The 19240-nt window shown below is 51.1% G+C and carries 22 protein-coding genes and 1 pseudogene; 22 read left to right on the top strand and 1 reads right to left on the bottom strand.

Features of this window, described 5'->3' with window-relative positions; genetic code table 11:
* The first annotated feature begins 57 nt into the window (after positions 1 to 57).
* The 8 genes from PCH05_RS25330 (at position 58) to PCH05_RS25295 (ending at position 5394) form a co-directional block, all read left to right on the top strand.
* Complete coding sequence (locus tag PCH05_RS25330) at positions 58 to 540, top strand: gamma carbonic anhydrase family protein (RefSeq protein ID WP_127607186.1); 483 nt, start codon at positions 58 to 60, stop codon at positions 538 to 540.
* 23 nt (positions 541 to 563) lie between these two features.
* Positions 564 to 743: an IDEAL domain-containing protein gene (locus PCH05_RS25325; RefSeq protein ID WP_127607184.1), complete on the top strand. Its 180-nt coding sequence runs from the start codon at positions 564 to 566 to the stop codon at positions 741 to 743.
* A gap of 236 nt (positions 744 to 979) precedes the next feature.
* Positions 980 to 1411 carry a DUF2487 family protein gene (locus PCH05_RS25320; protein WP_127607182.1) on the top strand — a complete coding sequence of 144 codons (432 nt, stop codon included), beginning with the start codon at positions 980 to 982 and terminating at the stop codon, positions 1409 to 1411.
* Between the two features lie 177 nt (positions 1412 to 1588).
* Positions 1589 to 2131, top strand: coding sequence for a Rieske (2Fe-2S) protein (locus PCH05_RS25315; RefSeq protein WP_174806305.1), 543 nt, complete (start codon positions 1589 to 1591; stop codon positions 2129 to 2131).
* A gap of 15 nt (positions 2132 to 2146) precedes the next feature.
* Complete coding sequence (qcrB, locus tag PCH05_RS25310; protein ID WP_127607180.1) at positions 2147 to 2818, top strand: menaquinol-cytochrome c reductase cytochrome b subunit; 672 nt, start codon at positions 2147 to 2149, stop codon at positions 2816 to 2818.
* Positions 2819 to 2836: 18 nt separating this feature from the next.
* Positions 2837 to 3715 carry a menaquinol-cytochrome c reductase cytochrome b/c subunit gene (locus PCH05_RS25305; RefSeq protein WP_127607178.1) on the top strand — a complete coding sequence of 293 codons (879 nt, stop codon included), beginning with the start codon at positions 2837 to 2839 and terminating at the stop codon, positions 3713 to 3715.
* A 123-nt stretch (positions 3716 to 3838) separates the two neighbouring features.
* A complete protein-coding gene (locus PCH05_RS25300; RefSeq protein ID WP_127607176.1) occupies positions 3839 to 4471 on the top strand; it encodes a DUF1405 domain-containing protein in 633 nt (210 codons plus the stop codon).
* A 125-nt stretch (positions 4472 to 4596) separates the two neighbouring features.
* Positions 4597 to 5394 carry a sporulation protein YpjB gene (locus tag PCH05_RS25295; RefSeq protein WP_246049950.1) on the top strand — a complete coding sequence of 266 codons (798 nt, stop codon included), beginning with the start codon at positions 4597 to 4599 and terminating at the stop codon, positions 5392 to 5394.
* A gap of 84 nt (positions 5395 to 5478) precedes the next feature.
* On the opposite strand, the gene PCH05_RS25290 is transcribed toward PCH05_RS25295, so the two are convergent.
* Positions 5479 to 6321, bottom strand: a complete 843-nt coding sequence (locus PCH05_RS25290; protein ID WP_371860588.1) for a YitT family protein — start codon at positions 6319 to 6321, stop codon at positions 5479 to 5481.
* A gap of 213 nt (positions 6322 to 6534) precedes the next feature.
* Between PCH05_RS25290 and PCH05_RS25285 the strand changes: the two genes are divergently transcribed.
* The 14 genes and pseudogenes from PCH05_RS25285 to dinG all read left to right on the top strand — a co-directional run bounded on the left by PCH05_RS25285 (position 6535) and on the right by dinG (position 19182).
* Positions 6535 to 6864, top strand: a complete 330-nt coding sequence (locus PCH05_RS25285; protein ID WP_127607172.1) for a nucleotide pyrophosphohydrolase — start codon at positions 6535 to 6537, stop codon at positions 6862 to 6864.
* Between the two features lie 57 nt (positions 6865 to 6921).
* Positions 6922 to 7035, top strand: a pseudogene (locus PCH05_RS28130) (tetratricopeptide repeat protein); the annotation flags it as partial.
* A gap of 61 nt (positions 7036 to 7096) precedes the next feature.
* The gene (locus PCH05_RS25280; RefSeq protein ID WP_246049949.1) at positions 7097 to 7438 is read left to right on the top strand and encodes a hypothetical protein; all 342 of its coding nucleotides are present in this window, start codon (positions 7097 to 7099) and stop codon (positions 7436 to 7438) included.
* Positions 7439 to 7471: 33 nt separating this feature from the next.
* Positions 7472 to 8275: a 4-hydroxy-tetrahydrodipicolinate reductase gene (gene dapB, locus PCH05_RS25275; RefSeq protein WP_127607170.1), complete on the top strand. Its 804-nt coding sequence runs from the start codon at positions 7472 to 7474 to the stop codon at positions 8273 to 8275.
* A gap of 22 nt (positions 8276 to 8297) precedes the next feature.
* Positions 8298 to 8717 carry a methylglyoxal synthase gene (gene mgsA, locus PCH05_RS25270; protein WP_127607168.1) on the top strand — a complete coding sequence of 140 codons (420 nt, stop codon included), beginning with the start codon at positions 8298 to 8300 and terminating at the stop codon, positions 8715 to 8717.
* Positions 8714 to 9415, top strand: a complete 702-nt coding sequence (gene bshB1 / locus PCH05_RS25265) for a bacillithiol biosynthesis deacetylase BshB1 (protein ID WP_127607166.1) — start codon at positions 8714 to 8716, stop codon at positions 9413 to 9415. Before mgsA ends, bshB1 begins: the two co-directional genes overlap by 4 nt.
* Positions 9416 to 9534: 119 nt before the next feature.
* Complete coding sequence (bshA, locus tag PCH05_RS25260; protein WP_127607164.1) at positions 9535 to 10698, top strand: N-acetyl-alpha-D-glucosaminyl L-malate synthase BshA; 1164 nt, start codon at positions 9535 to 9537, stop codon at positions 10696 to 10698.
* A gap of 39 nt (positions 10699 to 10737) precedes the next feature.
* Entirely contained in the window at positions 10738 to 12000 is a 1263-nt protein-coding gene (locus PCH05_RS25255; RefSeq protein ID WP_246049948.1) for a CCA tRNA nucleotidyltransferase, read from the top strand.
* The gene (locus PCH05_RS25250; RefSeq protein ID WP_127607162.1) at positions 11993 to 12970 is read left to right on the top strand and encodes a biotin--[acetyl-CoA-carboxylase] ligase; all 978 of its coding nucleotides are present in this window, start codon (positions 11993 to 11995) and stop codon (positions 12968 to 12970) included. Before PCH05_RS25255 ends, PCH05_RS25250 begins: the two co-directional genes overlap by 8 nt.
* Before the next feature lie 325 nt (positions 12971 to 13295).
* On the top strand, positions 13296 to 14168 hold the full coding sequence (panB, locus tag PCH05_RS25245; protein WP_127607160.1) for a 3-methyl-2-oxobutanoate hydroxymethyltransferase: 873 nt from the start codon (positions 13296 to 13298) through the stop codon (positions 14166 to 14168).
* Positions 14165 to 15046: a pantoate--beta-alanine ligase gene (panC, locus tag PCH05_RS25240; protein ID WP_127607159.1), complete on the top strand. Its 882-nt coding sequence runs from the start codon at positions 14165 to 14167 to the stop codon at positions 15044 to 15046. The genes panB and panC overlap by 4 nt, the downstream gene beginning before the upstream one ends.
* A gap of 4 nt (positions 15047 to 15050) precedes the next feature.
* Positions 15051 to 15434, top strand: a complete 384-nt coding sequence (gene panD, locus PCH05_RS25235) for an aspartate 1-decarboxylase (RefSeq protein ID WP_127607157.1) — start codon at positions 15051 to 15053, stop codon at positions 15432 to 15434.
* Between the two features lie 177 nt (positions 15435 to 15611).
* Positions 15612 to 16193 carry a tetratricopeptide repeat protein gene (locus PCH05_RS25230; RefSeq protein WP_307719587.1) on the top strand — a complete coding sequence of 194 codons (582 nt, stop codon included), beginning with the start codon at positions 15612 to 15614 and terminating at the stop codon, positions 16191 to 16193.
* Positions 16194 to 16329: 136 nt separating this feature from the next.
* On the top strand, positions 16330 to 19182 hold the full coding sequence (dinG, locus tag PCH05_RS25225; RefSeq protein ID WP_127607153.1) for an ATP-dependent DNA helicase DinG: 2853 nt from the start codon (positions 16330 to 16332) through the stop codon (positions 19180 to 19182).
* The last annotated feature ends 58 nt before the right edge of the window (positions 19183 to 19240 follow it).

Genomic DNA, 19240 nt, shown 5'->3' with positions numbered 1-19240 from the left:
TCACTCCCAAAGCAAGGCGAGGAGTGATGAAAATTGTTATTGCGTTATGGTCAACATATGCCTAAGATTCACCCTTCCGTTTATGTCGGAGAGGGAGCGAAGATTATTGGTGACGTTTCGATCGGTATGGACTCCAGTGTATGGTTCAACAGTGTGCTGCGAGGGGATATGGCGCCGATTATCATCGGGGAACGCTGCAATATCCAAGACGGTACCGTCGGGCACGTGAATACGGATGAGCCCTTGATCCTGGCGGATGACGTGTCCGTTGGGCACTCGGCCATCATTCACGGATGTACGATAGGTAAGGGTACATTAATCGGCATGGGGGCCATTGTATTGAACGGCGCCGAAATTGGAGAATATGCTTTAATAGGAGCAGGTTCAATCGTTACCGAAAATAAAAAAATTCCACCCTATACGCTTTCCCTGGGTTCTCCCGCTAGAGTGGTCCGTGAATTAACCGAAGCAGATTTGCAAAGAATGTATCGCACGACTCAAAATTACGTGGAGAAGGGGAAGGAGTACAGGATGTTCTAAACAAAAGCTTGGAGGTGCATCCTATGGATAAAATGAAAGCTACGTATGAAGTCATGTTGGGGCTGGCTGCTGAAATGGTATGGGACGAAGCGTTGCGCAAACACCGGAGCGAGGAGCTTTACCGAGAAATAGATCGGGCGCTTGCCTCCGGAGACGAATCGGCTTTCCGCAATCTTACGGATGAACTGAGGTTGCTGAACTGAACATCGGGCCTTTTAAGAAATGCAGTAAGGTTCATTTCGTTTCATTTGCTTTATAAATGAATGAAGCCTTCTGCATATTCTTTTGGAATTGTACAAAAAAAGAAATGCAGTTCGTTACCCTATGCTTTGATGGCCGTAGAGGCTTGGAAAGGAGGAGGGGACTGCATTTCTTTTTTTACTTCAGTCTTGGCATAATATGAAATATAATGGAGAAAAATGAAGGAAGGATGAAACGAATGAAGTTCAGCGAAGTGGAGGAGGCTTCCTGGCCGGAGCTTCAACCCTATTTAGACACCTGTCTCATCCCCTACACCGGTCTGACCGGCAAGGAAAACCCGATGCAGGCAACGGCGGCTCTCGAGCGTCTGCGGGATTTCATGGATCTGGCCGAAGTTCCGTTTAAGGGCAGAATGATTACATATCCTGCATTCCAGTATGGATTGCAGCAAGATTTGTCACTTTTGAACGAAATATGCAAGCATGTGAAGGAGACGGGATTCAAGCATGTGGTCGTCATGTCGGCGGATTGCATACTCCGCAGGGAGGAGCTTCCCGCAGTCGATCTGATCCTGTCCCGGCAGGACATGAATGAACTGGAGGGAAGAGAACTCGCAAGCCGCGTTCAGGCGCAGATCCAAAATTTATGGAATCCGGCATACCTGACGTAATTGTGACAGAAATTCAACAATTTATTTGGGTAATTCTTCATCTATAGTACAAAAAGATCTGGATATTCTTGACGGTCTTATAAGGCTAATATATTATTAGAATGTCCTAGTAAGTCGTGTGATAATAATCATTGAAAGCACTTAAAGAATTGGTTGACAAAGGGGGTTGAAGACATTATGAGCAACCAAAATGACCACCATGAACCATCTGAAAAACCACCCGGGCGTAAAGAAATGTCCCGTCGACAATTTCTGGCTTATACTTTAGGTGGTGCAACCGCATTTATGGCGATGGGCCCTGTCCTGCCAATGGTGCGTTTTGCAGTTGATCCGATTCTGCATAAAAAAGGTGAAGGCGAATTCATTAAGGTCGTGGAAGAGAGCAAGATTACGGACGAGCCTCAGGAATTCACTTTTGAACTAGCACAGCAGGATGGATGGTATGCGAGCAAGGCGACGCTAACAGCTTGGATCCGTAAGGATGAGAGCGGGAAAATTTATGCGCTGTCTCCGATCTGTAAGCATTTGGGCTGTACAGTAGGCTGGAACAACGATAAAAATTTCCCGGACGAGTACCACTGCCCATGTCATGGCGCACGTTACAACAAACTCGGCAAGAACTTGGCTGTAGCCCCTAAACCACTCGACACGTACAAAATGCAACGCAAAGACGGTTGGGTATATTTGGGACAACTAGAGCCAAACACTGAAGTGAAATAGGAGGCGTAAATTCGGATGTTTAAGAATGTCTACAACTGGATTGATGAACGTCTTGATGTCACGCCGATTTGGAGAGACGTTGCTGACCATGAGGTGCCTGAGCATGTTAACCCGGCGCATCATTTCTCTGCATTCGTATACTGCTTTGGCGGATTGACGTTTTTTATCACGGTCATTCAAATCCTGTCAGGGATGTTCCTGACAATGTACTATGTACCGGATATCATTAACGCTTACAACAGTGTCGAATACCTGCAAACGCAAGTGGCCTTCGGTCAAATCGTGCGCGGTATGCACCACTGGGGCGCGAGCCTTGTAATCGTCATGATGTTCCTGCACACCATGCGCGTGTTCTTCACAGGATCTTACAAAGCTCCTCGTGAGATGAACTGGGTCGTTGGTATGCTTCTTTTCTTTGTTATGCTGGGGCTGGGTCTTACGGGTTACCTGCTTCCTTGGGATAACAAAGCATACTTTGCTACAAAGGTTACCCTGGAAATTGCGAATTCCGTTCCGTGGCTCGGGCCAATTATCAAGGAATTCCTGCAGGGCGGAACCATTGTAGGTGCTGAGACGCTCACTCGCTTCTTCGCACTGCATGTATTCTTCCTCCCAGCCGTATTGCTCGTTCTGATCGTGGGACACTTTATCATGATCCGCAGACAGGGCATTTCCGGACCACTATAATAGAAGGGAGGAATATCAATGGCACATGGAAAAGACTCAAAAGAAAAAGTTGTATATGTAGGCGATTCCCGCGTCAAAAGAGGGAACGGATTCATTACTCCACCGGATTACACTGCGTTTCCTGGTAAGTCCGAAGCGTTCATCCCGAACTTTCTTTTGAAAGAATGGATGGTAGGGGTTGTCGTGCTCGTAGGCTTCCTGGTGCTGACGATTGCGGAGCCAGCTCCGCTGTGGTTCCCGGCGAATCCGAGCGCGTCCATCATTCCGATGCCGGACTGGTACTTCTTGTTCCTGTACCAATACCTGAAGCTGCCGTACGCTTCCGGCGACTATATCGTACTCGGTACGATTGGCGTCAGCGGTGTGGCATTCGGCTCCCTGCTTCTTGCTCCTTTCCTGGATACAGGCAAAGAACGCCGTTTCTATCGCAGACCGATCGCTTCGTCGCTTATGATTCTTTCTTTGATTGCTGTCGTGTACTTGACGAATAGTGCATGGCATCATTATAAAGTGGAAATGGCTGAATCCGGCCAAGTCCCAGAGAACATTCAACGCGAAGAAAAGGCTGCCGAGAATAAGGCCAAAGGTCTTCCGACAACGAGCGGCAATCAGCAAAAAGAAGTCGCGATTGTGGATAAGGAAAACCCGGCTATGGAATCCATCAAAAAAGCAGGATGTATTTCCTGCCACGCGGCGGATCTGAAAGGCGCGAGCGGACCATCGCTTCGCGGAGTCGGTGACAAACATAGCAAGGACGACATTCTGAAAATTATCAAAGAAGGCTATAACGGTAAAATGCCTGCTATGTACGATAGTGCGATTGCGGCTGGTTTGACCGACAAAGACATTGATAATTTGGCAGATTGGCTTTCAAAACAAAAGGCTGAAGCAAAATAAGCCGATATACTTACCAAAACCTGATCGTGAAAGCGATCAGGTTTTTTTGGAAATTTGGGATGGTTTTTTAACAATCTGAAGCCGCAGGTCGGCTCAGGTCAGCTCTTATGAGGAGGGACAAGCGTGTCCATTTCTTTTTTCTGGAGCCGCGCGTTTTTGACGAACCGGTTTTTATTATGGCTCCTCTTTTGGTGCAACCTGGTCGGAACCGTCTACGGATATATGTGGTATGGCGAGCAAATGGAATATACGATTGCCAACCATGCCATTTGGCAGGTTATTTTTGTCCCGGACAGCCCGACAGCCAGTCTTTTTTTCACCTTGGCCGTTTTGTTTCTATTATATCCGCCCAAGTCGCTTGCTCTAAAAGGATTCAGCCTGCTGATCGAAGCGCTTGCCGTTGTAACTTCCGTGAAATATGGCATTTGGGCCGTGAGTATCATTTTTGCCGGAGCAGCTCAAGGGGATCACTTGGTATGGCAGGATTGGATGCTGGTGGCATCCCATTTGACTATGGCGGTCGAAGCCCTCTTGTTTGTGCGTTTTTTCCGTTTCGGGACGATCATGCTTATCCCGGCGGCCGCATGGACGTTCCTGAACGATATCGTGGATTATACATACGGCGTGTATCCATGGCTGCCTAATGAATTGTTGGACCATTTGTTTGCCGTTCAAAATTTCACCTTAGGCTTAACGCTATTCAGCGTTGTATTGTCTTGGATCGTTCTCCGGCTCGCTAAGCGCAAAACGATATAGCTTGTTCTATAGCCCTTCCCTCGACCATACATTTACGGTAGGGGGGATGCAACATGCGGCGGAGTATGGTGGCAATCAGAAGGTGTCAGATATTTACGATGTGGATGTTGGCGATCAGCTTGATCATGTTACCTGTTAAGACTTACGGCCTTGGCGTCAAACCGGATGCAGGCTCGACGGCAGAGGCGCATAAACAGGCTGAGGCGCTGAACCAGACGGTTGAGCAGCTGTATCAGCATGTGCTTGCAGGAGATATAAACCGGGTGCAGGTGGATTTGCAGCAGGTGGATATGATTTTCAAGAATTCACAGCTGCAAAAGCTGACAACCGTAGAAGGTATTCACGCGCTTTCGGAGAGCATCATTGAGATGAAGGAAGCCGTCGCCAGAGTACAGCTGGATTCGGATCAGTGGTTAACGGCGTCGGCCAAGCTCCGAATGGCTGCAGACGGCTTATCCAACACGAAGCAGCCGCTGTGGCTGCAGTATTACAAACTGATCCGAGAAGAGCTCAGCCAGATGAAGACGGAGTCCGAAAAAGGGGATCCGCTCGCCGTCAAGCAGGCGTATGAACGTCTGCAAACCCACTATGAAATCATCCGGCCGGCGGTGGTGATCCAGCGCAAACCCGAGGACGTGACGATGGCGGATTCCTGGCTGTCCTATGCGGGCGGATTGGTGAACGCGGTGTCGCCTCAACCCGGCCAAATTCAGAAAATGATCGAGCAGGGCGAGGAAATGTTCAATGGCCTGTTCGGCAAAAAGAAGGACTATCCCGCTCTGGCGCCACTCGATCAGGTCAATGGAACATGGCCGTGGCTGATATGGGCTGGAGCTTTCATTATCGCGGCGCTTGTCTATACGGCGTACCGCAAATATCGCGGTGAAAAGACCAGCATTAAAAAGATGACTCCCAAGTGGTAGCTCGTATAATACCAATTCCGAAAAAAACAAAAGCTCCCTGAACCTAAAAGGTTTCAGCGGAGCTTTTTTTCGCGCGGGAAAGAGCTAGGATTCCTTGAAGCCTTCGCCAAGCACGTCATGCACGTCATTGATGATGACAAATGCGCGCGGATCTATGGATTTGACGATCTCATTCAACCGGCGGATTTCATGCCTGGCGACGACGCAATAAGCCATATGCTTGGCCTGCTTCGAGTAGGCACCGATGGCCGGAATGAGCGTAACGCCGCGCTCCATCTCGACCGTGATCAGGTCGGCAATTTCTGGCGCATGATCGCTGATGATGGTGAAGGCTTTGGCGGCATAAGCCCCCTCCTGGATGAAATCAATCACTTTGGAGGAGATGAAGACGGCCACAAAGGTATAAAGGATCCGTTCCCGAGGGATAAAAAACAACGATGCGCCAATGATGATAATATCAATACCCAAGATGACTTGTCCCATGCTCCAGCCGAATTTCCGGTTGCAAATCCGGGCAATGATGTCCGATCCGCCTGTCGTGCCGCCAAAACGGAATACGACTCCAAGTCCGGCACCAAGCGTCACGCCCGCGTAAAGAGCGGCCAGAATGTAATCGCGCTCAGTCTGAAAAGGGCTGATCCAGCCTGCGTTGATCCATTTTTCGAACAACCACAGGAAAAAGGTCAGCGATCCGATACCCACTCCCGTATACACCATTTGCTTTCCGCCGAGAATTTTCCAGCCGAGCAGGAATAGCGGGATGTTCAGCACGAGCGTCGATAATGCGGGCGGTATGGAAAAGGCGTAGTTCAGAAGGACGGTGACACCCGTAACGCCGCCTTCCATTAATTGGTTGGGAATAATAAAATACAGCAGTCCGAATGCATAAATTGCGGCTCCGAGTATAATCGGAAGAACCATTTTCATAGGTGCAAACCATTTAGATGAACTCATGAAACCCCTCGCATGGCTAAAAGTAGGAAGAATTTGCTCTTCGCTCCATACATAGTATACCTTTTTCGTCTCCGATTTAAAAAAGATTTGTTTTCAATTCTCCTTTGCGATAACATATGGAGTAAACTCACATCCCGGATTCGACCGGGATGGAAGACAAGCAAATAAGGGGGATGGTCCATCAAGATGGAGAAGTCTTTGGCTGAAATGCAGAGGGAAGTCGACCGGTACATCTCCCAGTTTAAAGAAGGTTATTTCAGTCCGTTGTCCATGCTGGCACGCATGTCGGAAGAGGTTGGTGAGCTGGCGCGCGAGGTGAACCACAGCTTCGGCGAGAAACCCAAAAAAGCGTCTGAGGAAGATAATTCCATTGAGCTTGAACTGGGCGATATCTTGTTTATTACGATATGCTTTGCCAATTCCCTGGGCATTGACTTGGCCGAGGCGCATGACAAGGTCATGCATAAATTTAATACCCGTGACGCCAACCGGTGGACCAAAAAGGACACCGAATAAGCCCGTCATACATATGCTGTACAAAAGCCCGTAATCACAAGGGGGGACTACAGCAGAATGAAATCCGAACAATTTGTCCGGAACGCGTACCACTGCATTTTGCAGAATGATTTTGAAGGGGCGCTCCAATGGTTTGAGGCTGCTTTAATGGAAAATCCGGAATCCGCAGAAATTCATTACCGCTGTTCCGTGACCTATGCCCGCAGCAGCCGATTGGAGAAGGCACTCGACCATGCGCAAAAAGCCTGCCAGCTGGATTCAGCGAAATCTCAATCTGCAGCATTTGCAGTCGATGAGACTCGTTCAGGATGCGAAGAAAATTCTGGATTCCGGCGAGATCGCTCCGCCCAGTGAGTTGTACCAGGTTGTAGCGATGCTGAAAGAAGCCGTGCGGCTCGATCCGCTATACGGAGAGGCGTACATTTGGCTTGCGCTGTCCTACAGCGGTTTGAATGAGCATGCACTTGCGATTACCTCGCTCAAGGAAGCCATCGCGCTTCAGCCGCAGGATCATGGCCTGCACGATATGCTCGATCAGCTGAAAAACCGGTTGAGCACATACCTGCATGATTGATAACCACAGTAATAGGAAAGCGGGGAGAAACCGATGTCAAATCAAATTAGAGTCGCAGTAGCCGGTGCAGCCGGAAGAATGGGGAAAGAAGTCGTCAAGCTCGTTCTGGAAGATGCGGATTTGCAGCTTGTGGCTGCCGTAAACCGCTCGCAGGAAGGGACAGATGCGGGAACACTGGTCGGCTTACCTGCATCCGGGATCAAGCTGACGAGCGATCTGGAGCTCGCTTTATTGGAAACGAAGCCGGATGTCCTTGTGGATTTCACGACGCCGCAGTTCGCTTATTCGAACACGGCACTGGCCGTCTCCCATGGCGTCCGGCCCGTGGTGGGAACCACCGGGTTTACTCCCGAACAAATCGAAGAGTTGGACAAGCAGTGCCAAAGCAAAGGGATTGGCGGTCTAATCGCGCCGAACTTCTCCATCGGAGCCATCCTCATGATGAAGTTCGCGGCGCAAGCGGCCAAATATTTCCCGCATCTGGAGATCATGGAGTTTCATGGGGATCAGAAATTGGATGCTCCTTCCGGGACGGCGATTAAGACGGCTGAGTTGATTGCCCAAAATCGCGAGGAGATCCGGCAGGGCAATCCGAAGGAAGAAGAGACCATAGAAGGCGCGCGGGGCGGCTACTACAACGGGTTCCGCATTCACAGCGTCCGTCTTCCGGGCGTGTTCGCGCAGCAGGAAGTTATTTTCGGAGGCTTCGGCCAGACATTGAAAATCCGCCATGATTCGTATGAGCGGGCAGGCTACATGCCAGGCGTCAAAATGGCGATTGAAAAGGTTATGGGTTATTCCGGCATGGTGTACGGATTCGATCACTTTATAGAGTAGTTTCTAAAGGAGTGGGACATCAATGAAAATTGCATTTATTGCGCATGACCGTAAAAAAGACGAAATGGTCAATTTTGTCACGGCCTATGAAAATGTATTTGAAGGACATGAACTGTATTCCACAGGAACGACGGGCAAACGGATCATGGAGAAAACGGATTTGGAAATTCACCGCTTCATGTCGGGTCCCCTTGGCGGAGATCAGCAGATCGGTGCGCTTGTGGCGCAAAACGAGATGGATCTGATCATTTTTCTGCGCGACCCGCTGATGGCACAGCCGCATGAACCGGATATCAACGCGCTGCTCAGGCTTTGCGACGTGCAGGGCATTCCGCTCGGAACCAATATCGCGACCGCCGAAATCTTGGTGAAGGCGCTCGACCGTGGAGACTTTGCTTGGCGGGAACTGGTGCATAAGTACAAGCCTGGTGCCGAGATATGAGTGAAGCGCTGGACATTCTGGTATTCGGGGCCCATGCCGACGATGCCGAAATCGGAATGGGCGGTACCATCATCAAGCATGTAAAACAGGGATATCGCGTTGGAATTTGCGATTTGACGTATGCTGAAATGTCTTCGAACGGCACGGTAGAGCGCCGGAAGCAGGAAGCTGAAGCCGCAGCTAGCGTGTTGGGGCTGAGCATGCGCAGCAATCTTGGACTTCCTGACCGTGGTTTGTTTCATACGCCTCAGCATATTGATGCCATTACCGCAGAAATTCGCCGGCACGCGCCGCGAATCGTGTTCGCGCCGTACTGGGAAGACCGGCATCCGGATCATGTCGCGTGCAGTAAACTGGTTGAGGATGCTGTGTTTAATGCGAAGCTCCGCCGTTATATGCCGGACAAGCCTGCCGTTCTGGTCGAGCAGCTGTACTTTTACTTCATTAATGATATGGGCAAAGCGGATTTGATGGTGGACATTACCGCTGAACAGGAAATGAAGGAACAAGCGCTGCTGTGCTACCGATCGCAATTTGAAAGCACCATTGATGAAGAAGAAGCCGTTTCGACACCGCTGAACCAAGGGTATATTGAACGTGTACGTTCGAGGGACAAGCTGACCGGGCAACGTCGCCTGGTTCCCTTCGCGGAAGGGTTTGCGACGCGGTCGCCTTTTCTAGTGGATAAATTCATGTAACCTTCCCTTTAAAAAGTCAGGGCTGATCTTTGGAGTTGCTGGATCAGTTCTGGCTATTTATCACTTGGGAGCCATACACTATACGTATAACAAATGGAGAAGGAAGGAGGAAGGTCAAATTGAGCCAACAATTAAAAATCGGCATCACATGCTACCCGTCACTCGGCGGTTCTGGCGTAGTGGCTACCGAGCTTGGAAAGCTGCTGGCAGAGAAAGGCCATCAGGTTCATTTTATCGCGCACAGCATTCCTTTCCGTTTAGGCGGCACCTTCCATAAAAATATTTTTTATCATGAGGTGGAGGTCAGCGATTATTACGTATTCCGTTATCCGCCATACGATATGTCGCTGGCTACCAAAATGGCCCAGGTGGCGAAAATGCAGCAGCTGGATGTTCTGCATGTGCATTATGCGGTGCCGCATGCTGTCTGCGCTTTTTTGGCGAAGCAAATGGTGGGCGACCAATTAAAAGTCGTGACAACGCTGCACGGGACGGATATTACGGTGCTGGCGCAGGATGAATCGTTGAAGGATCTGATCCGTCTGGCCATTAACGAGAGCGATGCGGTCACGGCCGTATCCCGCGACTTGATTGAGGAGACCCGCGAAGTGCTGGATATCAGCCGGGATATTGACCTGACCTATAATTTTGTGGATAAAAGAATTTACTATCCCCGGGATACGGCCTCCCTGCGCAGTGATTTTGCCGAGCCGAATGAAAAAATCCTGATGCACATTTCCAATTTCCGGCCGGTCAAGCGGGTAGGAGACGTGGTCGACATTTTCGCGCAGGTCAATGAAAAGGTGCCGTCCAAGCTTTTATTTGTCGGAGAAGGTCCCGATCTGCCTAAAGTTCAGTGTAAAATCCAGGAGCTTGGGCTGCAGGATAAAGTGTTTTTCCTCGGCAAACAGGATGAAATCGCCCAGGTGATTTCTTTGGCGGATGTGCTGCTGCTTCCATCGGAAAAAGAGAGCTTTGGACTCGTAGCGCTGGAGGCGATGGCCTGCGGCGTGCCTACCGTCGGTTCGATGGCCGGAGGTATCCCTGAGCTTGTCGTGCACGGGGAAACCGGCTTTTTGGCTCCGATTGGAGACACGAAGCGGATGGCGGATTATACAATCCAGCTGCTGTCGAATGAGGCGCTCGCCGCCAATTTCCTTGAAGCCTGCCTGAAGCGGGCATGCCGGGAGTTCGCAGACGGACTGATCACGCAGCAGTATGAGCAAATATACTACCGTGTGCTTGGACGCGAGGTCCCGAAGCTGAATCCGGTTTGCGGCTGATGACTTGAGTGGATTGCTGTAGGCAGGAGGTTGTTAGATTTGGTACGTTGGAAACAGGCTGAAACAGACATGGTCCGTCACAGCGAAGAAGTCTTATCGAGGCTTGTTGAGCAGGGCTATGAGGCGTATTGGGTAGGCGGCTGCGTGAGGGATGAGCTGATGGGCAGACCCGTCCATGACATGGATATCACGACCTCCGCACTTCCGGAGGAAGTGGAAGCCGTGTTTGAACGTACGGTACCCACCGGCATTCAGCACGGAACGGTAACGGTGCTTAGCGGCGCCTATGCGTATGAAGTGACGACATACCGGGTCGAAGGAGCCTATGAAAATCACAGGAGGCCCTCCCAAGTGGAATTTGTCCGCGAGCTGAAGGAAGACCTGAGGCGAAGGGACTTTACCATGAATGCCATTGCCAGGGCGCTGGACGGGACGATTGTGGATCCCTACGGCGGTACGGATGACATCAATAGCCGCGTCGTCCGCTGCGTCGGCAGCGCGAGCACGCGTTTTCAGGAGGATGCGCTGCGCATGGTGCGGTGCATCCGCTTCGCATCGGTGTTTGGGTTCCGCATCGCCTACCGGACCTGGAAAGGTCTGCTGGAGGAACGGGAAGGCATCCGTTACATTGCCCTCGAAAGGTTCCGGGTAGAGCTGGAGAAGCTGATGGAGGGAAGCCGGCCTTCGAGGGGGCTTCACCTTCTGCATCGAAGCAAGCTGTTGGCGTTTGCAAAAGCGCCCTTTACATATGAACCAGATGAACCCATGGTTGCGATGGTGGATGACGTTCCTCCGGAACAAATCGCCGTCCGCTTCGCACTGCTGCTTTACGCTTGCGGCGTTAGTGGCGAGGAAGCGCAAGTCCATTTGAGGGAATGGACTTTTGCCAATGCGGCCCGCGAGCGAATCGCAGGGATATTAAGATTTGGCGAGGCCGTATCCGCGATGAATGACTCACTGCCGCAAAAGGAGCAATGGGTCGTGATCGTACTCCGTTTCGGAAAAGAGATCGCCGGGCAGTGGCTGAACATGGCTGGGCAAATTGTCAAACGGAATCCGGCTGCAATATCTGCTTCCATCTTGGACCATGGCACGGCTTGGATCGAACAAATGGGGATTTACCGTTTGTCCGAGCTTGCGATCTCGGGAAAGGATCTGCTGGAAATAACGGGCCGCAAAGGCGGACCATGGGTAGGCGAAATCATGGATCAGCTCTTGCTGAAGGTGGCATCTTCGGCTATGCCGAATGACAGGGAAGCATTAATCAATGAAGTGAAACGGGTGACATCCACAAATGAGTGAAAAAGAAACGCTTCTGGATTTGCTGCTGGCGAATCCGCAGGAGTTCGTATCCGGTGAGGAGATCAGCCGCAGGATGGCAGTCAGCCGGACGGCAGTCTGGAAGCAGATTAATAAATTGCGCGAAGCGGGTTACGAATTCGAGGCTATACCGCATAAAGGGTATCGGATTCTCAGCAAGCCGGAGCGGCTGGACACGCTGTCGCTATTGAAGGCATTGAAAACCAGTACGATGGGTCAAAAGTTGAAAATCCTCGATTCCACCGTTTCCACGCAGGAGGAAGCAAGATCTCTGGCTGAAGGGGGAGCGCAAGAGGGTACGCTCGTCATCGCGGAAGAGCAGACCGGAGGCAAGGGAAGAATGGGCCGCAAATGGTTCTCTCCTAAGGGCAAAGGCATCTGGATGAGCCTTGTGCTGCGGCCGAAGCAGCCGATGCACTACACGCCGCAGCTCACGCTGATGACGGGAGTTGCCGTTTGCCGGGCGGTACGCAAAGTAACCGGTGTAATGGCCGGTCTGAAATGGCCGAATGACCTGCTGGTCGAAGGGCGCAAAATCAGCGGCATATTACTGGAATCGGCGGCGGAGGACGAATATGTCCGCTATTGCATCGTTGGGATCGGAATCAGCGCGAATCTTGATGCCGCCGATTATCCGGATGAACTCGCCCATGTGGCGACTTCGCTTAAAATGGAATCGGGTGAAGCTGTCGACCGTGTTGCCCTGATCGCCGCGGTACTGGAAGAATTCGAAATCCTCTATGCCCTGTATCAGCAGGAAGGCTTCGGACCGATTGCATCGCTATGGGAGGCATTGTCCGTCACGCTTGGGAAACCGGTGACCGTAAATACCGCGCACGGGCCCGTGAAAGGCACGGCGGCCAAGCTGGATCATAGCGGGGCGCTGCTCGTGTCCACCGGCCAAGGGGAATACGTGCCTATTTTTTCAGGGGACGTGGAGCTGAAACGGTGAGATTATTCCCGGGGTTATACCCATGGAAGAACAACCTCTCCTCGGTCCTCGCTAAGGTTATGTACTTCGATCAAAGTTTTTGATATACTGACACGTAGAGGCGGTATCGGCAATGAACCGAGCTGCACTCTGCCTGTTAGTCAAGTATCATTCATATTCGCATCATGCAATACGTTGGATTCTGCTCTGAGCCGAAGGGACCGAGACAGAAGGGACGATCGCAAGTGAGTCTTTTTTGCCCTTTCGGAACTTTTTAGTGACATGCTAAAAGGTTTTTTTGTTTTCTGTTCGCAAAATTTTTCCGAAAAGGAAGGGGCTGCATAACATGGCAGTTAAACATCCGCTAAACATTGTTAAAATGAAGAAAATGAAACAGGAAGGCAACGCGCTCAGCATGGTCACCGCTTATGATTACCCGACTGCGCGCCTTGCGGAAGAAGCCGGCGTGGACATGATCCTGGTTGGCGATTCGCTTGGAAACGTGGTGCTGGGGTATGATTCGACCCTGCCCGTGACGATCGATGACATGGTATATCATACACGTTCCGTCGTTCGCGGCGCAGAGAACACGTTTGTTGTCGCGGACATGCCATTCATGACATATCACGGCAGTATCGATGAAACCTTGCGTAACGTGCGTAGGCTTATGCAGGAAGGGCACGCTCATGCCGTCAAAATGGAAGGCGGCAAGGAAATTTGCGGTGCCGTGGAAAGAATTGTTCAGGCCGGTGTGCCTGTGCTCGGACATATCGGTTTGACTCCGCAGTCGGTGAACCAGATCGGCGGATACCGGATTCAAGGGAAGGACGGGAAGGATGCACAGCGTCTTCTTGACGATGCCAAGGCGCTCGAGAAGGCTGGGGCTTTCGGCATCGTGCTGGAGCTGGTGACGGAGCAGGTGGCACAGTACATTACCTCCCAGCTGTCGATCCCAACCATTGGAATCGGAGCGGGACGCGGTGTGGATGGTCAGGTGCTCGTCTTCCATGATCTTTTTCAATATGCTTCCCCATACCGGAGCAAAAAATTTGTGAAAACGTTCGGTGATGCCGGCACCCTGATCCGCGAAGGACTTGCCCAATACGTGAAGGAAGTCAAGGAACGTTCTTTCCCGGATGAAAGTCATGTCTTCGCCGCGGAAGATCAGGTAGTGGAGAATTTATACGGCCGGGGCCGGGAAAAGGTGAACAACGCATGAAATCCGTAAGATCGATCGCAGAACTGAGAGAGCAAATCCAGGAGCTGAAGAGCTCTTCCCATAAAAAAACGGTCGGATTGGTACCAACGATGGGGTATCTTCATCAGGGCCATGCCAGCTTAATCCGTGCCGCTAAAGAAAAATCGGACATTGTTGTGGTCAGCATTTTCGTCAATCCGATTCAGTTCGGACCCGGAGAAGACTTTGAAACGTATCCGCGCGACGAGATGCGGGATCTGGCCGCCGCCGGGGAAGCCGGTGCCGATTTGGTGTTCCTGCCGTCTGTGGATACCATGTATCCCAAGCCGACCAAAACGAAGATTGCTGTCGCTGAAGTAACGACGGGCCTTTGCGGCGCCTCCCGCCCAGGGCATTTTGACGGCGTAACGACGGTGGTAAGCAAGCTGTTTAACATCGTTCAACCGGATTACGCCTTTTTCGGGATGAAGGATGCCCAGCAGGTGGCCGTGATTCAGCAGATGGTGTTTGATTTGAATTTTAACGTGAAGGTCGTGCCTTGTCCGATTATCCGGGAAGAAGACGGCCTGGCGCTCAGCTCGCGCAATGTGTACCTCAGTCCCGAGGAACGTTCACAAGCGCTCGTGCTTTCCCGTTCCCTGCGTGAAACGAAAGCCGCGATTGAGAATGGGGAGATCCGGACGGCGCGTGAAGCGAGAGAGCTTTTGGTAAATAAGATCAGCGAATCGGAAATGGCTGTCATCGACTATGTCGAGGTGGCTTCCTTCCCGGAGCTGTTGACGCTGCAAGATGGGCAGCCTATCATGGAACGGGAGGAGCCCGTACTGATGGCTCTGGCCGTGAAATTCGGCAGAACCCGCCTGATCGATAATTGTCTGTTAAGTCCGAAGGGAGAATAAATCGATGTTCAGAACGATGATGAAATCCAAAATACACCGCGCCACCGTAACCGAGGCTAACTTGAATTACGTGGGCAGCATTACCATCGACGAGGATTTGATGGAGGCAGCCGATCTTCTCGAGAACGAAAAAGTGCAGGTCGTTGACAACAACAATGGCTCTCGCCTTGAAACATATGTCATTCCCGGTCCCCGCGGCAGCGGCGTGATCTGCTTGAACGGAGCTGCAGCCCGCTTGGTGCAGCCAGGAGATACGGTAATCATTATTTCTTATGCGATGATGTCCAAAGAAGAAATTCAATCCCACAAGCCGACGGTTGTATTCGTCAATGAATCGAATCAGCCCATGACGACAATGGATAAAGAAGTGCACGCAACCATCATTTAACACCTTCGTTGCTTGTGCTTAAGATACAAGGAATGGCAGGCCTTTAGGGGAATGAAAAAGGCTGTATCAACAAAAAATGAATGCAGGTGACCGCACTGATTTCATTTTTGGTAAGGGTGGGATGCAGCCATGTTCCAGCATGTATTCGCGGAAATGAACCACATGTTAGATGAAATCATGAAACATTACCCGACGGCACAGGAAGCCCAAAAGCATCAGCTGATACAAAAGTGGAATATGCTGAAAACCATGAGTGACGGCATCATCGATGAGTGGCTGTCCTTTGAGGAGAAAATGGGCGAGTTCCGCCAGAAAGCCGAAGCGGGCCCGGCGTTATTCTCCAAAGAGACGCCAGAGATGGAAATGCACGCATTTGTCCGCGGACAGGGATACTTCCGGTTATTCATGTATCGCCAAGCCGTACAGCAATTTTCGCAGGTTATCCGTTCTTACCCGGACAGTCTTTTGGCCCGAATGTATCTTGCCATGGCTCATTTATATCTCGAGGAGACCGAGGAGGCGCACAGGCATTTTATTTGGATTCTTCCCCTTGCCACGAGCCAGAAGCTGAAGGCCTTGATTTACAACGCGCTGGGATGCATTGCAGCGAAGCATGGAAATACCGTCAGAGCGCAGGATTTTTTCACCTTGTCCCTGCAATGCGATCCCACGCTTCCTGATCCCTTGATGAATTTGAAGGTTTGCCAGCAAAACCGCGGTCAGCTTCAATATGGCAGCCAGTTGATTTCCTTAATGTAGCACCGAGAAGGGACGATGCATGATGCGCGGAGTGTAGCGCCTTATGCATCGCCTTTTTGTTGTCACTTAATTTTCAAATGTGAAATCTTCTGTTATGCTGGTAATGAGACTGGAATGAAAGGATTAATAACAAATCATGAAATTTGCCGTACTGGATTTTGAAACGACAGGCAACCAGTCCGCAGATGAAATTATTCAAGTTGGACTTGCCATCATAGAAGAAGATTTGACGATTTCCCGCGTGTACGGCTCCTACGTAAACCCGGGGGTTGAAATACCGCCCTTTATTACCCAGCTGACAGGCATAACGGAAGCGGACGTGGCGGATGCGCCTTCGCTAGAAGAAATGCTGATGGAGCTTGTTCCGATGCTGGATGATGTGGTTCTCGTGGGACATAACGTCGCGTTCGACTTTAATTTTCTCCAGAATGCTTTGGACCGCAGCGGCTATTTGCCATTTTCAGGTCGTATTCTGGACACACTGGATTTCCTGAAAATATGTTTTCCTTCTTTGACGTCCTATCAGCTCAGCCAGGTGACATCCCATTTCGATATCACGCATGACCGGCCCCATCAAGCCGATAGCGACGCATTAGCCACAGCATATGTATTGCTCAAATGCTTGGATGAGCTGAATGCATTGCCGCTGATTACGCTACAGCGTCTTAGCGAGCTGTTTGGCGAGGAAGACAGTGATTTGGGCTGGTTTTTCGACGGGCTTTGCCAAATGAAGGAACAGGAACCGATACAGGATTTGAACAGCCACACGTTCTATCGCCAGCTGGCGCTGGCTGTAGAAGACTGGATTGAAATGAAGCCTCCCCGGGAGGAATCGGATGATAATCCGCTGACGGGGGTCACGTTTGAAGATTACCTGGGTGAAATTCAGAAGCGTCTGAAAAGCATCATGCCGCAGTATGAGGAACGGGAACCGCAGTCGATTATGTTCGATGAGGTCATGAACGCGCTGGACAAGGATAAGCATTTATTGATTGAAGCAGGCACGGGCACAGGCAAGTCGTTGGGCTACCTGATCCCTTCCATATACCAAAGCGTCAAACAGCAGCAGAAGGTCATGGTCAGCACGCATACTATCAACCTGCAGGAGCAGCTCCGTGAGCGGGATATACCGCTTCTGACGCAGGTTGTCCCCTTTCCCTTCAAGGCAGCCGTCTTTAAGGGGAGACAACATTATTTGTGTTTGAGAAAATTTGAACATAAAATAAACAGAAGAGAGTTTTTTAATCCGAAGGAAGATGTGATCACGGCTGCACAGATGATTGTATGGCTGGCGCAAACTCAAGACGGGGATGATGAGGAGCTGAACCTCGGCGGACGAGGCGGTGATTTTTGGGAAACGGTCAGCAGTGATTCGGATTCCTGTCTCGGCCGTGGCTGCCCATGGTTCCGCAAATGCTATTATCACCGGGCCAAGCATGAAGCCGGCATCGCGGACGTCGTCATCACGAACCATTCCAAGCTGTTCACAGACGTGAAGGCGGGACATCAGCTGCTGCCATCCTATGAACGGCTGGTGATTGATGAGGCGCATCATTTGGAGGACGTGGCAGGCAAGCATCTCGGGCTTCACATGAAGTACTTCAGTGTGGTTCATACGCTGACACGCTTGTATCGAGACGGGCGCAACGGACAGCTTCCGGCGCTCCGGCAGCAGCTGCAGTCTTCGGGACGGGAGCGGGCATCTGAATGGATCACGGCCATTGACCGGATCAGCGAGGATCTCGTTGACATCAAGGAAGATTGGGACAAGCTGAATGAATCTCTTTTTGGGCTGCTTCCGGAACGAAGCGATGCTTCACCGGGCGATGCAGGGCAGTATGTTCTCCGCCTTCAGCCGTCTAAATGGCCGCAGGAATGGGAAACGCTCAAAGCTCTGGAAAACCGGATCCACGTGAAAATCAGCGAAAGTGTGCGGCGCGGGGAAAAAATGCTCTCCGAATATAAAGAGGATGAAGACGACTACAGCGCGGACAGCCTCATTACAGACCTGAGCGGTTTGTTCAAGGATCTGGCTTCCGAGCGGGACGACCTTCGGACCTTTATGAATTTGAATGATGAAACCGTCGTCTACTGGATGGAGGCCAGCGGTCATTTCCGCAGCAAGTCCCTTCAAATGTACGCCGTTCCGGTGGATGTCAGCAAGCAGCTGAAAGAGCTGTTCTTTGACAAGAAAAAAAGCGTCATATTGACGTCCGCCACATTGTCCGTGGATAAATCATTCCAATATATGATCGATAATCTGGGACTGCAAGAGGATCAAGAGAGCGGCAGATTGGAGACGGTACAGCTTCCTTCGCCGTTCAATTACCGGGATCAGGCACTGCTGGTCATTCCGCGTGATTTTCCGAGCGTGAAGGGCAGCGTGGGAGATGCGGTTTTCGTAAATACTTTAGTGCAGTCGCTCGCCGATGCCGCAATTGCGACCCACGGGCGCATGCTGGTGCTGTTCACCTCCTACCGCATGCTGCGACAAGTGCATGAACCGCTCAAAAACGCGCTGGCTAGCAGCGATATTACCGTTTTGGGGCAGGGCGTGGACAGCGGCAGCCGTTCTAAACTGATCCGCAGGTTTCAGGACAGCAGCGCATCCGTGCTGCTCGGGACCAGCAGCTTCTGGGAAGGGGTGGACATTCCGGGGGAGGCATTAACCTGCCTGGCCATCGTAAGACTGCCTTTCCAGCCGCCAAACCATCCGATGGTGGAAGCAAAGAGCGAACTGCTGCAGCGGCAGAAAAAAAATCCGTTCATGAAGCTCTCGGTACCTCAAGCGGTTATCCGTTTCAAGCAAGGATTCGGAAGGCTTGTACGCACGGCGAACGATCGCGGGATCGTCATTGTCTATGATACGCGCGTCATCGAATCCTATTACGGCAAGTACTTCCTGTATTCGCTGCCGGGTCCGAAAATGGAGCATATGAACACGGAAAACATGGTTCCTCGCATATCTGAATGGCTTCATGAAGGTTAAAACATATGAGGGCTTGGCAACGATGCACCGAAAAACGATGTAAATAAATAAAAGCTGT

This window comes from Paenibacillus chibensis (assembly GCF_004001045.1).
GTDB lineage: Bacteria > Bacillota > Bacilli > Paenibacillales > Paenibacillaceae > Paenibacillus_AQ > Paenibacillus_AQ chibensis.
This window is presented reverse-complemented; position numbering and strand designations above follow the sequence as displayed.